Genomic DNA, 14565 nt, shown 5'->3' with positions numbered 1-14565 from the left:
CTATAACAAAACATCTAACAAATAAGTATCTATCAGTAGTTGCTTTTTTTCAATAAAAAATGAATACTATACGCTATTATTACTTTTCAAATGAGTTTGCTTTAAACCTTCTTTATTATAATGAAAATTATTACAAACTTAAATAAAACCAAAGATCCTTTACCTAAAGCAATAGCTATTGGCTCTTTTGATGGCATCCATCTAGGTCATCAAGCAATCGTAAAAAAACTCTTAACTATAGCTAAAGAGAATAATCTAGTACCCTACATTTTATTCTTTGAACCTTTACCTAAAGAGTTTTTCTCAAAAGAAAGAGCTCCGTTAAGAATATATGATTTTAGAAACAAAGTAATCAACTTACATAAACTTGGTGTAGAGTATATAATTTGTCAAAAATTTAATACAAAATTTGCAAATATTACTGCAAAAGAATTTATCGAAGAATTTCTTGTCAAGAAGCTAAATACCAAACATATAATTGTTGGTGATGACTTTAAATTTGGCAAAAACCGTGGCGGTGATTATGAACTTCTAAACCAATACTCACAAACCCATGATTTTAGTGTTGATAAGGTTTTTACCTTAAATCTAGATAATCACCGTATCAGTAGCAGTGATATTCGCCAAGCTATTACAAATCATGATTTGGCAGAAGCCAACAAGCTCTTAGGTGAATCACTAAAAATTAACTCACGTGTCATACATGGCAAAAAAAATGGTAGAAAAATTGGCTTTAATACCGCCAATCAGAAATTACCTAAAAATTCGGCTCTCAAGGGAGTTTATCTAACTAGGATTTTTATCGATGATGAGATTTTCTATGGAGTAACTAATGCTGGTACTAGGCCAACTATCGATGGTAAGAATAACCTTCTTGAGACTCATATCTTTAACTTTAATAGGGATATTTATGGTAAACATATAACCACAGAAATAGTCAGTTTTATCAGGACAGAAATAAAGTTTAATTCTTTTGAAGAATTAAAATCACAAATATTCAAAGATATTCAAACTGCAAAAAAATTAATAACTACATTATAGGCTATTAACATAATCAACTTTGTACTTTATAATTTGACCTTAAGTAATTTTAAATTTCTCAATATAAACTTATTATTTAATATCTAAGGAATAAACCCATATGAGTGACTATAAAGACACCTTAAATCTACCAAAAACATCTTTTTCGATGAAAGGTAACCTAGCTAATAAAGAACCAATCATTTTTAACAAATGGGAAAAGCAAGGTATTTATAAAAAAATTAGAGAACATTTTGCTGGACGTGAGAAATTTGTTCTTCATGATGGTCCCCCATATGCTAATGGTAATATTCATGTTGGCCATGCAGTAAATAAAATCCTTAAAGATATAATTATCAAGTCAAAGACCCTAAGTGGTTATGATGCTCCTTATATTCCTACTTGGGATTGTCATGGCTTACCAATTGAGTTACAAGTTGAGAAAAAACATGGAAAAGCTGGTCAAGGTATATCTGAGGACGCTTTTAGAAAAAAATGTCGCAAATATGCTAAAAAACAAGTAGAAATCCAAAAAAAAGATTTCAAGAGACTTGGTGTTCTAGGTGACTGGGAACAGCCATATCTAACTATGAATTTTGATTATGAAGCTAATATGATTAGAACATTAGCTAAGATTATTGATAATGGTCATCTAAGCAAAGGATTTAAACCTGTGCATTGGTGCACTGACTGTAGTTCAGCACTTGCTGAGGCTGAGGTTGAATATGCCGATAAGATTTCTCCTGTTATCGATGTCAAATTTAAAATCAAAGATAAAAACAAACTTGCACAAGCTTTTGGTTTAGATTCGCTAAATCATGATGCTTTTGCAATTATTTGGACAACTACTCCTTGGACACTTCCTGCTAACCAAGCAATTGCAGTAAACAACCAACTAAACTACAGCTTAATTAAAATTGGAGATTTTTATATTATCTTGGCTAAAAATCTAGTTGAGCAAACATTTAAAAGATATGCCATAGAAAATGCTCAAATAATTGCTACAACAACTGGTGATAAACTAACTGGAATTATAGCTGAGCACCCTTTCTACAGTCGTCATGTACCAATTTTACATGGTGATCATGTCACTGATGGTTCTGGTACAGGTATGGTACATACAGCTCCTACTCATGGTGTTGAGGATTTCAACCTAGGAAAAGAGCATAACTTATCTATGGAAATTTTTGTCAAAGGTAATGGTTGCTATAGCGAAAATACCAAACTATTTGCTGGAGAATTTATATTTAAAGCTAATAATAGAATTATCGAACTTCTTGGTGAGAAAAAACGCCTAATGAATTCTGATAAGATCAAGCATAGCTATCCTCACTGCTGGCGGCACAAAACTCCTCTTATATTTAGAGCAACACCACAATGGTTCATAAGCATGGAAAAACAAGGATTGCGTGATAAAGCACTACAAGCTATCAAAGAAACTAGCTGGACGCCTAGCTGGGGGCAAACACGTATAGAGGGCATGGTTAAAGATAGACCTGACTGGTGTATATCACGCCAAAGAACTTGGGGAGTCCCATTACCTTTATTTATCCATAAGGAAACTGAAGAACTACATCCAAACACTATTGAAATACTAAACAAAGTCGCTGAGAAAATTGAAAAAGGGGATATCGAAGTATGGTTTAATGCTGATGACAGTGAATTCATCGTAGAAACTGATCAGTATAAGCCTGTCAAAGATATCTTAGATGTTTGGTTTGATTCTGGCTCATCTAGTATGTGTATACTAGACATAGACAAACGCCTAAACTATCCAGCTGATTTATATTTAGAAGGATCTGACCAACATCGTGGCTGGTTTCAAACATCGCTTTTAGTAGCAATGTCTGCTAAAGGTAGCCAACCATATAAAGAAGTTTTCACTCATGGCTTTGTAGTAGATGAGCATGGTCGCAAGATGTCTAAATCTCTTGGGAATGTAACATCTCCTCAAGATATCTATAACACTCTTGGTGCTGATATCTTACGTCTCTGGACAGCTTCAACTGACTATAAAAGTGAAATGGCAGTATCTGATCAAATCTTAAAAAGAACTGCAGATACTTATCGTAGATTGCGTAATACTGCTAGATTCTTACTTTCAAACTTAGATGGGTTTAACCCAGCTACTGATATTATTGAATTTGATAAATTAGTTAAGCTAGATCAATGGGCAATAGCTAAAACCAAAGAGTTTCAGGATAAAATCATTGATGCTTATGATAAATATCAAATTCATACAGTCGCGCAGCTAATACATCATTTCTGCTCTATTGAAATGGGAAGTTTTTACCTAGATATCATCAAAGATAGACAGTATACTGCAAAAACTGATGGACATCCACGCAAGTCTGCCCAAACAGCTATTTATCATATTGTCCATGCTCTTGTAAGATGGATGGCACCTATACTTTCATTCACTGCTGATGAAATCTGGGAAGCTGCACCAAAGACTACTGACCTGCCAATCCAGCTTTGTGAGTGGTATACAGAACTTAAATCTTTTGACACAGATGCTGAACTAGATCTAGAATACTGGGCAAAAATCCAAGAAATACGCTCTGAAGTAAATAGAGTACTTGAGATTAAAAGAAATGAAGATGTTGTCAAAGCCTCTCTAGAAGCTGAAATTACAATTTATGCTGATAAGGATAATTATAAGCTACTAGAAAAACTTGGTAATGAACTTAGATTCTTACTAATATCTTCAAAAGCAAACCTAAAAGTAATTGAAGAAAAGTCATGTAAGTCAATTGCTGCTAATATTCCTGGCTTATTTATTGAAATAACTAAAATTAAAGAACCTAAGTGTGAAAGATGCTGGCATCGCAGCTCAACAGTTGGAGGGAATCAACAGTACAAAGATATCTGTATTCGTTGTGTCGAAAATATAACTACAGCAACTGGAGAGTCACGTGAATTTGCTTAAACCAAAATTGAAATATTTTATCTTAGCAATTTTGATTATTTTATCTGACTTATATACTAAGTATTTAGCAAATACATATCTAGAGTTTGCTAAATCTGTAAAAATAACTAGTTTTTTTAATCTTACGTTGTTATACAATCATGGTGCAGTGTTTAGTCTTCTAAGTAATGATCAAACATCATGGCAGATGATAATGTTTTCAATCATTTCACTGTTTGCAGCAATTGTTCTTATTTACCTAATTGTCAAGCAACCAGCTACTGAGAAACTTAATCTATTTTCTTTTACACTTATTCTAGGTGGTGCCCTAGGCAACTTTTACAATCGTGCTTTTCAAGGCTATGTAATTGATTTCTTAGATTTTCATATCAACAACTATCACTGGCCATCTTTTAATATAGCTGACTCAGCTATTACATGTGGAGTTATACTCTTGATAATGGTATCTTTGTTTACTAAATAAGAAATCATAATGACTTTTTATAGTCAGTATATAATTGGCGCGCTTTGAATTCATTGCCGCCATAAGATATATTGTAGATTGTTTGACCAATTTTTGAATCCTGTTCCATAATAATACCAATATATTTTACATTAGGAAGAGGCTTATTAACCTCAGTAATAATTGTAGCTGTCAAAGGTAATTTTTCATTTACCATAATTGTATAGCCATTAGTTTTTAAATAGCTTACTAACTTATTATATCTATTATCAAAATCAACACCATCAAGACGAATAATTTGATCTGGATAATTTGCTACTAAGAATCTTGCTCCATCAATATCATTTGTATGCTTACTAAAATCAACTTGTTTAACCATACTATATCTTGTTAGTTTCTCATAATGGGTAATATTATCCTCTAAATCACTTTTTATAGTACATGAAGCCATTACCAAACTCACCAAACAAAGGGGTAAAATTTTCTTGGGCATATTTAGACCTAATAACCTAAAATATTCAATACTGTAAGTATAACTACAAAGTAGCTATTTTATAAGCTTTTCAAATATACAAATTTAACAACACTACAAATCTTTATTTATTATAAAAATATTCATACAATATACAAAAAAATAATTAGCTAAATAAATGTCAAAAGGTTCTAGTACTAAAAGATGGTTACATGAGCATACTTCAGACTACTATGTCATCCAAGCAAATAAGCTTGGTTACCGTAGTAGAGCAAGTTTCAAAATCATTGAAATACAAAATAAGTATCAATTATTTAAACCAAACATGTTTGTCGTCGATCTTGGTACAGCTCCAGGTGGCTGGTCTGAGCAAGTTATAAAATACATAGGTAAAAATGGTAAGCTTATTGCTCTAGATCTATTAGAGATGGCTCCAATAGCTGGAGTAGAATTTATTCAAGGCGACTTTTCTAGTTATGAAACTTATCAAAAACTCAATATTCTTGTCAATAATCAAAAAATTGATTGTGTTATCTCTGATATGGCACCAAATCTAAGTGGTAATAAAACTTCAGATCAAGCAAAATCGATATATCTGCTTGAGTTAGCTCTGGATTTTGCCAATATGAGCCTTAATAAAAATGGCTGTTTCGTTGCAAAAGTTTTTCAAGGTCAAGGTAGTGATGAGTATCTCAAGCTAGTAAGAGAGTCTTTCAATAAAGTTATTCAGTTTAAACCAAAATCTTCAAGAGCAAAATCACGAGAGTTCTATATAGTTGCAACTGAATTTAAGGATTAATTTATCTTTAAAACATATGATTTAAGATAGAGTTTTAAGATTGGTTTATTTTAATAGCTTATTTTAAAAAAATCGCCTACAAAGTTTTCTTCAAACTTGTCAAGTAGATAATCATATGATTTTAGTGCTATTTCATTTAAGTGTTTACTTCTTTCTAAGATTTTATCCTTAAAAATACTATACTTTTTTCCATGTACCTCCATTATTATTATTAAAGTTTTGTATTGCTGGTACTAACCTATCTATAGCATTATAAATTTTGCTTCATTTGTCTGCACGCTATCAAACTCCAGCCATAGCTGCTCTAGCTGTTGTCCTTGAGATTTAGGTAAAATTTTAGCTATTTTTAATTGCAGCAAGTTCATTTTGTCTCTGTGAGTGTAGAGTTTGACTATCAGCAAACGCAAAAGTATCACCACTATAACATCTCAACTATATCAGAATCAAAAGCATCTTGGTAACTTTAGCAATACCTAAGCTGACATTAGCATACTACATCAAAATCTTAGCAGACAGGGCAACTTACCAACTATGTTCAACACTATTTTCATGACGATTACTATCACATGGCAACCAAGTTTGGTGATAAACTTTTTTTAATTTTTCAAGTTCACTAATAAACTCAAGCTGAGCTATTAAATCTTGACTCATATATCATGTTTCCATAAATCAAACATTTTACTTGCAACCAACCTATTGGCTTTTGCTGTTGGATGGCAATAGTCCCAACATAAATACCTCTCTGGATCACCCATTATCTCTATATCATATTGAATATTACCTAATGAATCCGCACCACCATAGCTATCGACACAGGCACCAGTAACATTTTCAAATCCATATTTAGCTGGGTTCTCAACACAATCATTTAATAAGCTATAAAAATCAAAAAGCTTAAGATTTATATTTGGAAAAATTGCTTGTAATTCTGCAACACGATTCCTTAATAAACCATTCTGTAGATTAACATTTATTTGCATGTATGATCTAAAAAATTTACCCACCCAGTTAGATAGATAGTCTTTATATGCTGGTGCCTTAGTAACATCTGGGATATTCCACAATATTATATTCTTAGCTCCCATTTTTATAGCTTTTCTGACAATCTTACTAAGATCTCGAGCTACTCTAAATTTTGGTACTAGGTTTATATACGGGATTTCATTGTAAAGCATAAACATAAAGTTATTCGCCCCACCGTTTATAACGACAAGATCATCATCAGCAAACCTCCCTTCTTCATTTTCAAACCTGACAATTTGCTCAGATACAGCAAAAGAATGATATCTTAGTAATGATGATGGATTCGTACCATGTGTCAAAGCACCTCCTATCGCATAATTTTTATGTTTTATCTCTGATAGCTTCTGATCTTTGGCAAGCATTTGAGCTAAAATCTCTGTTGAGACTAGCCCATTTGAAAATCTGCCATCATAGTATGGCTTAACTGGTATATCTAGTGTTTTCATGATATTACCATTATCTAAAAGACTATCTCCAAAAACTACTAGCCTATTTATTTGTCGCATATTTCAATCCTTACTCGAAAAAATTAACCATCCAATTGGATATTATTAAACTATTATCTCTAATCCTTAAGCTTTCTAAAGCATGATGAAACTCATTTTTTATATCATTTTGATATTCTTTGATAAGGGCACGGTTTTGAACCTTAAGCATTTCTGTATGAGCCTGTATGCCTAGAATATGATTATTTATATAAAACATTTGAACTTTACAGTAATAGCTCGTACTTATAAGTTCAGCTCCCTGCGGTAATTCAACAACCATATTTTGATGGTAAAACAACAAACTTAAATAACTATGAAAGGGCTCCATCCATGACTTTCTAGTCAAAATCTCAATTACGCACACCAACTGCAAATCCCTTAGATCCTCGTTCAACTCTACCACCTAGGGCTTGAGCTAATTTGATGTCCAAAACAAATACCTATAATCTTCTTGTAACTATCATGAAGTTTAACTATTTCTGCTTTTTAACTTGACAATCCAAGCAAGATTATCAAAAGCTATAGATTTACTTTCAGTTATTATAAAACCACCATATTATATTATAGTCTTGTGGATACTCCTATGTATAGTTACATCAAAAATATCAAAATCAACCACTACAGACAACTTAAAAAAAGATTGGTAAACATTTCTAGATAATTACCACCGGCAATTCCACGACGATGTTTTAGGATATGGTCTGTTTGTAAAATTGCTATTTTCATATGATTTTTTTATTATTAATTTATTAATGTATCAAACAGTATTTTTTGAACTCTGGTGTTATTTCAAAAGTATATGTATAACTTTTCGTTCCGCAACGTGAACCTTTTATTTTTAAAAGATTACCATCTTTAGTGATATCTTTAATAGTTATGACATCGATTTTTGTACTATCTAAATTTCAGCTTTGCGCTTCCAATTATCTCTATAACGAGTAATTGCACTACGATATGAACCTGATATCTTATTCTCTAGAGCTTTTTTGACAAACTCTTGGGCCCCCTGTGGTATCTCTTCAGCAAACTTCTTAAGCTCATACAAAGTTCTAACATCTTGAATAATACCTCTATTTGACAGCTCACGAATATTCTCATCAGCTTCAGCTATCTTTAGGCGCATAGATATCCAGCTGTTATCTCTACCTAACACCTTAGCTATATCAGATTTTTTGACATTTTTATTCTCTATCAAATCTCTTAAAGCATCAGCCTCTTCAAATGGGGAAACATTTTCTCTTTGATCATTTTCTAAAAGCTGTAACAGCACAATATTTGCATCAGACTCTTCTTGTCTAACTATGCATGGTATCATTGTCAAACCAGCTTGCTTAGCTGCCAAATATCTTCGTTCACCAACTATTATATAATGAATCCCGTCAGCTTTTTTCGCTGTAACGATGATTGGCTGAATTACACCATTTTCTTTGATACTACCTGCTAGAGAATCAATATTTTTGAATGTTTTGCGTGGTTGGTTAGCATCTGGTTTTACGATAGTCAAAGGTAACTCAAAAAGCTGACCAACCTTACTTGCCTGCTCATTTAAGTCTTGTAACTGCATTACTCTGAGGATATCTTTTTTCTCTTGAGAGATAGTATCATGAATCTTTTGATTAATTTTACGGTTCATTAAAGAAACTTTTTTAGCCATTATCCTCTCCAAAGAACTCAACTATTTCTCTTGCAAGTTTTTTAATCTGTATATGAACTTTGCTCTGCTTAGCATAGTCACCGACATAAACACCTTCAGCTTCAGCTTCAATAAACTTAATACTTTGAGAAACATAAGCCTCAAAGAAATTACCATCTCGTTCAAAAAACTCCAATAAGCTTTTTGCCATATTTGATTGGATTTATACTCTGTTAGCAAAGAATTTATAAGGTTTTTCAGCAATTAGAGCCAAGTCTTTTGCCTCTATAAGACCTGATAAGTCCATACCGCTAGGTGAACATGGTATAACTACCAGATCAGATAATAATGCTGATTTTAATGCGGCAGTTTGGAAATTAGGTGGTGTATCAATTACAATAAAATCTAAGCCTTGCTTAAACTCAATAACTTTTTCTCGCACATTTTTCTCATCAAGACTATAGACAAAATTACTTGGTTGATTATTTTTAGCCAGCCACATGTAAGCATCAGGCTTATCCTTATCCATATCAATTACGGCAACTTTATAGCCAAGTTCTTTTAAACCACAGGCGATATTAATTGCTGTTGTAGTTTTTCCTGAGCCACCCTTTTGCTGTAGCAAAGAAACTACTTTTGCATTTTTTTGCTTCATTTTTTAGATACCTTAAAATATACAAATTATTTTATTATATAAAATACTTAGCAAATTATAGTCTATATTTGTCTGCTATAAAACCAACTTTTGTACATTAACTATTGATAAGCTGGTTGTTTTCTTATATTTTATTAATTCACTGTTGAGTATTAACACAAATACTCTTTTTATAAAAAAATTATCTCAAAGGTTTAAAATGGCAAAAAATTTAGTAATTGTAGAGTCTCCAGCCAAAACAAAAACTATAAAAAAATATCTTGGTAATGAATTTGAAATATTAGCATCATTTGGACATGTACGCGAAATACCATCCAAAGATACCTCTATCGATGTAAATGATAATTTTAAAATTAAATTCACAACTAGTGAAAAAAGCAAAAAATATTTAGATGCAATTAAAAAGGCGGTAAAAGATGCGCAAAATATTTATCTTTCTACTGACCCAGATAGAGAAGGTGAAGCTATATCATGGCATGTACAAGAAGTATTAAAAAATGCACGCTTACTTAAGGACAAAAATGTTTATCGTGTCACGTTTAACGAAATCACAAAATCAGCTGTGACAAATGCTATAGCAAATCCAAAAGAGTTATCTATGGATTTAGTTGATGCTCAAAAAGCTCGTCAAGCACTAGATTTTCTTGTTGGTTTTAATCTCTCTCCATTGTTATGGCGTAAAATCGCAAGTAGTCTATCGGCAGGGAGAGTACAAAGTCCAGCACTAAGAATGATTGTTGAGCGTGAAATAGAGCGTGAAAACTTTGTCAAACAAGGCTATTGGAGTCTAACGGCAGATACTTTAAAACAAAAGCAAATATTTGCAAATCTAATTGAATTTAACAATAACAAAGTTGAACAATTCACTTTTACAACTGCAGAAGCTGCTGATAATGCCAAAGCTTGTATTTTAAAAGATGCTGATGGCTTTTTGATAGTTGATGGTATTACTGAGAAAAAAACGCGCAGAAACCCATATCCTCCTTTTATAACATCAACATTACAACAAGAGGCTTCAAAAAAACTTGGTTTTACTGCTAAAAGAACAATGTCTACAGCACAAAAGTTATATGAAGGTATAGATATACGCAATGGTGAATTTGTTGGTCTTATCTCGTACATGAGAACAGACTCAACAAACCTTTCTAACGATGCTGTTGATGATATCAGAAACTTTATTCAAGCAAAGTATGGCAAGGATATGTTACCAGCTAAACCACGAGTTTTTGAGAAAAAATCACATAATGCTCAAGAGGCACATGAGGCTATCCGTGTCACAGCTGCAAATAAAACTCCAGAGTCAATAAAGCAGTTTTTAACTGCTGATGAGTTTAAGCTCTACAGTCTAATTTATAATCGAACTATTGCATGCCAAATGAAGCACGCAACTTTAAATAGTACATTAGTAGATTTAATTACCAAAAATGCTCAACATAAGTTTAGAGTTACTGGTACAGTTATTGTCGATGCAGGATTTTTGAAAATCTACAATGTTGAGAAAGATGAAGATGACAAAGATGATAATGAGGAAATAACTCTACCAAAATTTGGAAAAGGTGAAAAAATAACACTAAATGATGTGATTACAAAAGCTCACTCAACAGAGCCACCACCTCGCTATACAGAAGCATCTTTAGTTAAAGCATTAGAGAAATATAGTATTGGTAGACCTTCAACCTATGCAACAATCATCTCAACTTTACAACAAAGAGAATATGTTGAAGTAGAAAAACGCCGTTTTATCCCTACAGATAGAGGTCGTATCGTAAATAAGTTCCTAACTGAATATTTCAAAAAATACGTTGAATACTCTTACACTACAGGCTTAGAAAAAGAGCTTGATGATATTGCTCATCACAAAAATGATTATCTAAGTGTGCTAAATAACTTCTGGCACCCTTTCATTCAGAGAATTAATAAAATTTATGAAGATGTATCACGTAAAGATGTTGTGCAAGAAGAGCTTAATGAAGACTGTCCTGAATGTGGTAGTAAGTTATCACTTAGGCTTGGAAAAAATGGCAAATTTATTGGCTGTACAAACTATCCGACTTGTAAATATACTCGCCCTGTAGATAGTGATAATAAAGAAGTTGAGAAAGAGGAGCTTATAGTTGTAGAGGATAGAAAATGCCCTAAGTGTAGCTCTGATTTGCATATCAAACAAGGTCGCTATGGTAAGTTTATTGGTTGCTCAAACTACCCTGAGTGCAAACATATGGAACCTCTTGAAAAATCTAAAGATACTGGTGTGGTTTGCCCTAAGTGTAATAAAAATCATATTGTTGAGAAAAAGTCTCGTAAAGGTAAAGTTTTCTATGCTTGTGCAGGATTCCCTAAGTGTAAAAATGCTTATTGGTATCCACCAACAAAAGAAGAGTGCCCTAAATGCCACTCACCAATACTGTTACACAAAACAACCAAAAAAGATGGTGAACAGAAAGCTTGCCCTAATAGCGAGTGTGACTACGCTGTACCATTTGAAACTAAATAAAAATATATACTTTCGAGCTTAGATTCTATCGATATCCCGTACATTAAAATAACTCATCATATCCACAAAGGTGGAAATATAAGTGGTAAAATTGCAATACAAAATATACTAGCAAATATTGATAATCCAACTACTATATAGCTTGTAACTGCTACACCTATATCTTGTCGAGGCTGCTTTACAAAAATAGATAAACAAAAGCCAAACACAAAGACACAACCAAATAAGCCTAAAGATGTTTTAAACATTGCATTTAGCATCCCATCAATCATTCCAGCTGTTAACATCATCACAAATATACATTGATAAGGATTCAAGCATTTCTCTAAACATTTTTTGCGTAAGTTTTTAACAGATGTAATAATAACTACAGCAGCAGATATAAATGCGGGAATACCCCACTGTGACCATATTTCTAATAACAGATTATGTGGATAACCATCCGGGCGTTTAGTGATTGCTAGATAATTCCACTGTCCTACTCCAGTTAAAGGATGCTCAACTCCTACCCAAAAAACTTCTTTCCACAGAGGAATTCTACCACTAAAGCCTCCTTTTATAAGATCTGCTGAGGATTTAACATTTGAAATATCTGCAACAGCTATAAAATAATTATAGAATAACTCTAGCAAACCACCACAAACTAAAGTTAGAACAAGCATTATAAATGCTATTTTAAAATAGCTTCGCGCAAAAATATAAAACAATGGCAATATAACCACATACTCGCAAATATTGTTCTAAAAGCATGATTTATTAAGATAAATCATGCTAAAGTCAAAGCTATAAACGAACTAAGTTTATATATAGGTCTTAAATCAATAAACCAAGGTAAAAGTAGCAATGGCATAAACCAGCTAAAATAATTATCTAAAAAGCGAGGATTTAAGCAGTTATACATATACAATAAAACTTTTTGAATATTACCAGCAATATATGATCCATATACAGAGTAATTAGCTCAAGATAATTGTAAAAATAAAGATCCACCAAAGAATATTAAAGATAGTAAAATAATTGTATAAAAAAATCTTACTGCTTTAGAATTATCCCTAATATAAACAGCTATAAATAATACACAAAAAAATTGTAAAAATGTTACACTTACACCCTTTAAAGCTATAGAAGGTGATATCGCAAAAGCCGATGATATAATCCCAAATATGAAGAATAAAGCTATTGCATATCTAAGCACACGACTAAAACTACCAAATAACTCGATCACCTCAGAAAATATTTTTTTATGTATAAAAACAGTTACACTAGCGACACAAAGTGCTATATAAAAAATATAATATCTATATATAAATAAGTAAATATTAGCTGTTAATATATCGTTAAAATAAACAGTACCACCTGATGATATTTTAACTAAATTCAATACAGTATAATGCATAAAAGGCATTAAAAAAACAAAGAAAATTACTAGAGTTAAAAAATAGAAAATACAATCAGCGTAAGATATTTTTTTAGGTAATCTCTCACTAATTATCACACAAGGTTGAAACTTAATTGAGATAGTTTAGCAAAAATATCAACTTAATTCTTATAAAAAATTATTTGACTTCGAAAGAAGCCTTAGCAAGCTCTGAATTATCTGACTTATTGACTACTATAGCTGTCCATGTACCATCACAGACTTTATAATCACTAAGAACACTTTGACTATCAACAGTGTAATCCTGGGTTTCATTAAATTTAGTAATAGGAAATGATGTGCTATAACAACTAGTATCTTTAGGTGCTATCCATGTTAGATATATCGTTCCCTGTGGTGCGCCATTCCAATTTGTTATTATCCTAGCATCAATTTCATGTGTTGCAGCTTTATATTTTAATTTTAGTGTAGATGTTGGCTTATCTTCAGCAACAACTTCACTATCTTGATCTGGATTATCAAGATTATCATCAGGATTAACCTTTATGGAATTATCAGAATCATAAAACTTATCAATAAAAGCATTAAATTTACTACAACCTGCTAAAGTTGCTGTCATTAAAGTAAAAAGTAAAATTTTTTTCATTAGTATTACCCTATTATATTTGTTTTATTGAGTTTGTTCTTGCTAAGCACCAATCTCTTTTTTTATTTCTTCAATTTATTGAGTTGTTTTCTCAACTCTTTCTTGAGTTTGCTTTGCTTTCTCATCTAGTTGCTGAGATTTCTCTTTATAGATATTTGCCTTCTTAGTATAGCGTTTTAATCTTTTTTTGTAAATGTACCGAATCTTGAGCACTCTTTATAAACTTTTCTTGAATAACTTTTTTAGCTTGCAAAGCTTCATCTTTATTATTTAGTTTTACATATGTAGCTTGAAGCTGATTAAGTTCTTGTTCTTTCTGTTCTAAAAGGTTTTTATATTTATCAATAAGTTTTTCATACTTTTCTGCTCTTTGCTTAGCTTCTTTTGCTTCTTGTTCAATAGTAGTCATCTCTTTTTGCATCTGCTTTTGATTTTTTTCTAACTCACTTAGCTTTTCACTTTTTGATATACAACCAGCTAACATAAAGCTAATAAGAGCAACTATGATTAACAAATAAGTGAAAATATTCTTTTTCATAAAATGAAACTATACAATAGATAATCTTATATTTTAACAGCTAGAGTG

Annotated in this window: 8 protein-coding genes and 6 pseudogenes; 5 read left to right on the top strand and 9 right to left on the bottom strand. The window is 31.9% G+C overall.

Annotation, left to right across the window (positions count from 1 at the left end):
* Positions 1-120: 120 nt before the first annotated feature.
* From ribF to lspA, 3 genes are all read left to right on the top strand, one after another.
* Complete coding sequence (ribF, locus tag C9379_RS03910) at positions 121-1041, top strand: bifunctional riboflavin kinase/FAD synthetase (protein WP_143384972.1); 921 nt, start codon at positions 121-123, stop codon at positions 1039-1041.
* Between the two features lie 100 nt (positions 1042-1141).
* Positions 1142-3949, top strand: a complete 2808-nt coding sequence (gene ileS, locus C9379_RS03905) for an isoleucine--tRNA ligase (RefSeq protein ID WP_143384971.1) — start codon at positions 1142-1144, stop codon at positions 3947-3949.
* Positions 3936-4412, top strand: coding sequence for a signal peptidase II (gene lspA / locus C9379_RS03900; protein WP_143384970.1), 477 nt, complete (start codon positions 3936-3938; stop codon positions 4410-4412). The genes ileS and lspA overlap by 14 nt, the downstream gene beginning before the upstream one ends.
* Before the next feature lie 4 nt (positions 4413-4416).
* Here the strand turns inward: lspA and C9379_RS03895 are convergent, their stop codons facing one another.
* Positions 4417-4884: a hypothetical protein gene (locus C9379_RS03895; RefSeq protein ID WP_143384969.1), complete on the bottom strand. Its 468-nt coding sequence runs from the start codon at positions 4882-4884 to the stop codon at positions 4417-4419.
* A gap of 157 nt (positions 4885-5041) precedes the next feature.
* On the opposite strand from C9379_RS03895, the gene C9379_RS03890 reads away from it, so the two are divergent.
* On the top strand, positions 5042-5662 hold the full coding sequence (locus C9379_RS03890) for an RlmE family RNA methyltransferase (protein ID WP_143384968.1): 621 nt from the start codon (positions 5042-5044) through the stop codon (positions 5660-5662).
* Positions 5663-5712: 50 nt separating this feature from the next.
* Here C9379_RS03890 and C9379_RS03885 read toward each other — a convergent pair.
* From C9379_RS03885 to C9379_RS03865, 5 genes and pseudogenes are all read right to left on the bottom strand, one after another.
* A pseudogene (locus tag C9379_RS03885) lies at positions 5713-6313 on the bottom strand (HD domain-containing protein).
* On the bottom strand, positions 6310-7191 hold the full coding sequence (locus C9379_RS03880) for an SGNH/GDSL hydrolase family protein (RefSeq protein WP_143384967.1): 882 nt from the start codon (positions 7189-7191) through the stop codon (positions 6310-6312). The pseudogene C9379_RS03885 and the gene C9379_RS03880 overlap by 4 nt, the downstream one beginning before the upstream one ends.
* Before the next feature lie 10 nt (positions 7192-7201).
* A pseudogene (locus C9379_RS03875) lies at positions 7202-7899 on the bottom strand (glutamine amidotransferase-related protein).
* 15 nt (positions 7900-7914) lie between these two features.
* Positions 7915-8827: pseudogene (locus C9379_RS03870) on the bottom strand (ParB/RepB/Spo0J family partition protein).
* Positions 8820-9461, bottom strand: a pseudogene (locus C9379_RS03865) (ParA family protein). Before C9379_RS03865 ends, C9379_RS03870 begins: the two co-directional pseudogenes overlap by 8 nt.
* A 199-nt stretch (positions 9462-9660) precedes the next feature.
* Here C9379_RS03865 and topA point away from each other — a divergent pair.
* Entirely contained in the window at positions 9661-11955 is a 2295-nt protein-coding gene (gene topA, locus C9379_RS03860; RefSeq protein ID WP_143384966.1) for a type I DNA topoisomerase, read from the top strand.
* Positions 11956-12011: 56 nt separating this feature from the next.
* On the opposite strand, the pseudogene C9379_RS03855 reads toward topA, so the two are convergent.
* The 3 genes and pseudogenes from C9379_RS03855 to C9379_RS03845 form a co-directional block, all read right to left on the bottom strand.
* Positions 12012-13360, bottom strand: a pseudogene (locus C9379_RS03855) (O-antigen ligase family protein).
* A 151-nt stretch (positions 13361-13511) separates the two neighbouring features.
* Positions 13512-13979, bottom strand: coding sequence for a TUL4 family outer member lipoprotein LpnB (gene lpnB / locus C9379_RS03850; protein WP_143384965.1), 468 nt, complete (start codon positions 13977-13979; stop codon positions 13512-13514).
* Between the two features lie 75 nt (positions 13980-14054).
* Positions 14055-14517, bottom strand: a pseudogene (locus tag C9379_RS03845) (hypothetical protein).
* Between the last annotated feature and the right edge of the window lie 48 nt (positions 14518-14565).

Origin of the sequence: Francisella-like endosymbiont (genome assembly GCF_003069505.1) — a bacterium.
Taxonomy (GTDB): Bacteria; Pseudomonadota; Gammaproteobacteria; order Francisellales; family Francisellaceae; genus Francisella.
The sequence above is the reverse complement of the archived record's forward strand: the minus strand, read 5'-3'. Positions and strand labels throughout refer to the sequence as shown.

What these genes read in the sequence shown, in the direction of transcription:
- lpnB (WP_143384965.1), bottom strand. Translation starts at nt 13,979, where the DNA reads ATGAAAAAAATTTTACTTTTTACTTTAATGACAGCAACTTTAGCAGGT.
- ribF (WP_143384972.1), top strand. Translation starts at nt 121, where the DNA reads ATGAAAATTATTACAAACTTAAATAAAACCAAAGATCCTTTACCTAAA.
- C9379_RS03890 (WP_143384968.1), top strand. Translation starts at nt 5,042, where the DNA reads ATGTCAAAAGGTTCTAGTACTAAAAGATGGTTACATGAGCATACTTCA.
- C9379_RS03880 (WP_143384967.1), bottom strand. Translation starts at nt 7,191, where the DNA reads ATGCGACAAATAAATAGGCTAGTAGTTTTTGGAGATAGTCTTTTAGAT.
- C9379_RS03895 (WP_143384969.1), bottom strand. Translation starts at nt 4,884, where the DNA reads ATGCCCAAGAAAATTTTACCCCTTTGTTTGGTGAGTTTGGTAATGGCT.
- topA (WP_143384966.1), top strand. Translation starts at nt 9,661, where the DNA reads ATGGCAAAAAATTTAGTAATTGTAGAGTCTCCAGCCAAAACAAAAACT.
- ileS (WP_143384971.1), top strand. Translation starts at nt 1,142, where the DNA reads ATGAGTGACTATAAAGACACCTTAAATCTACCAAAAACATCTTTTTCG.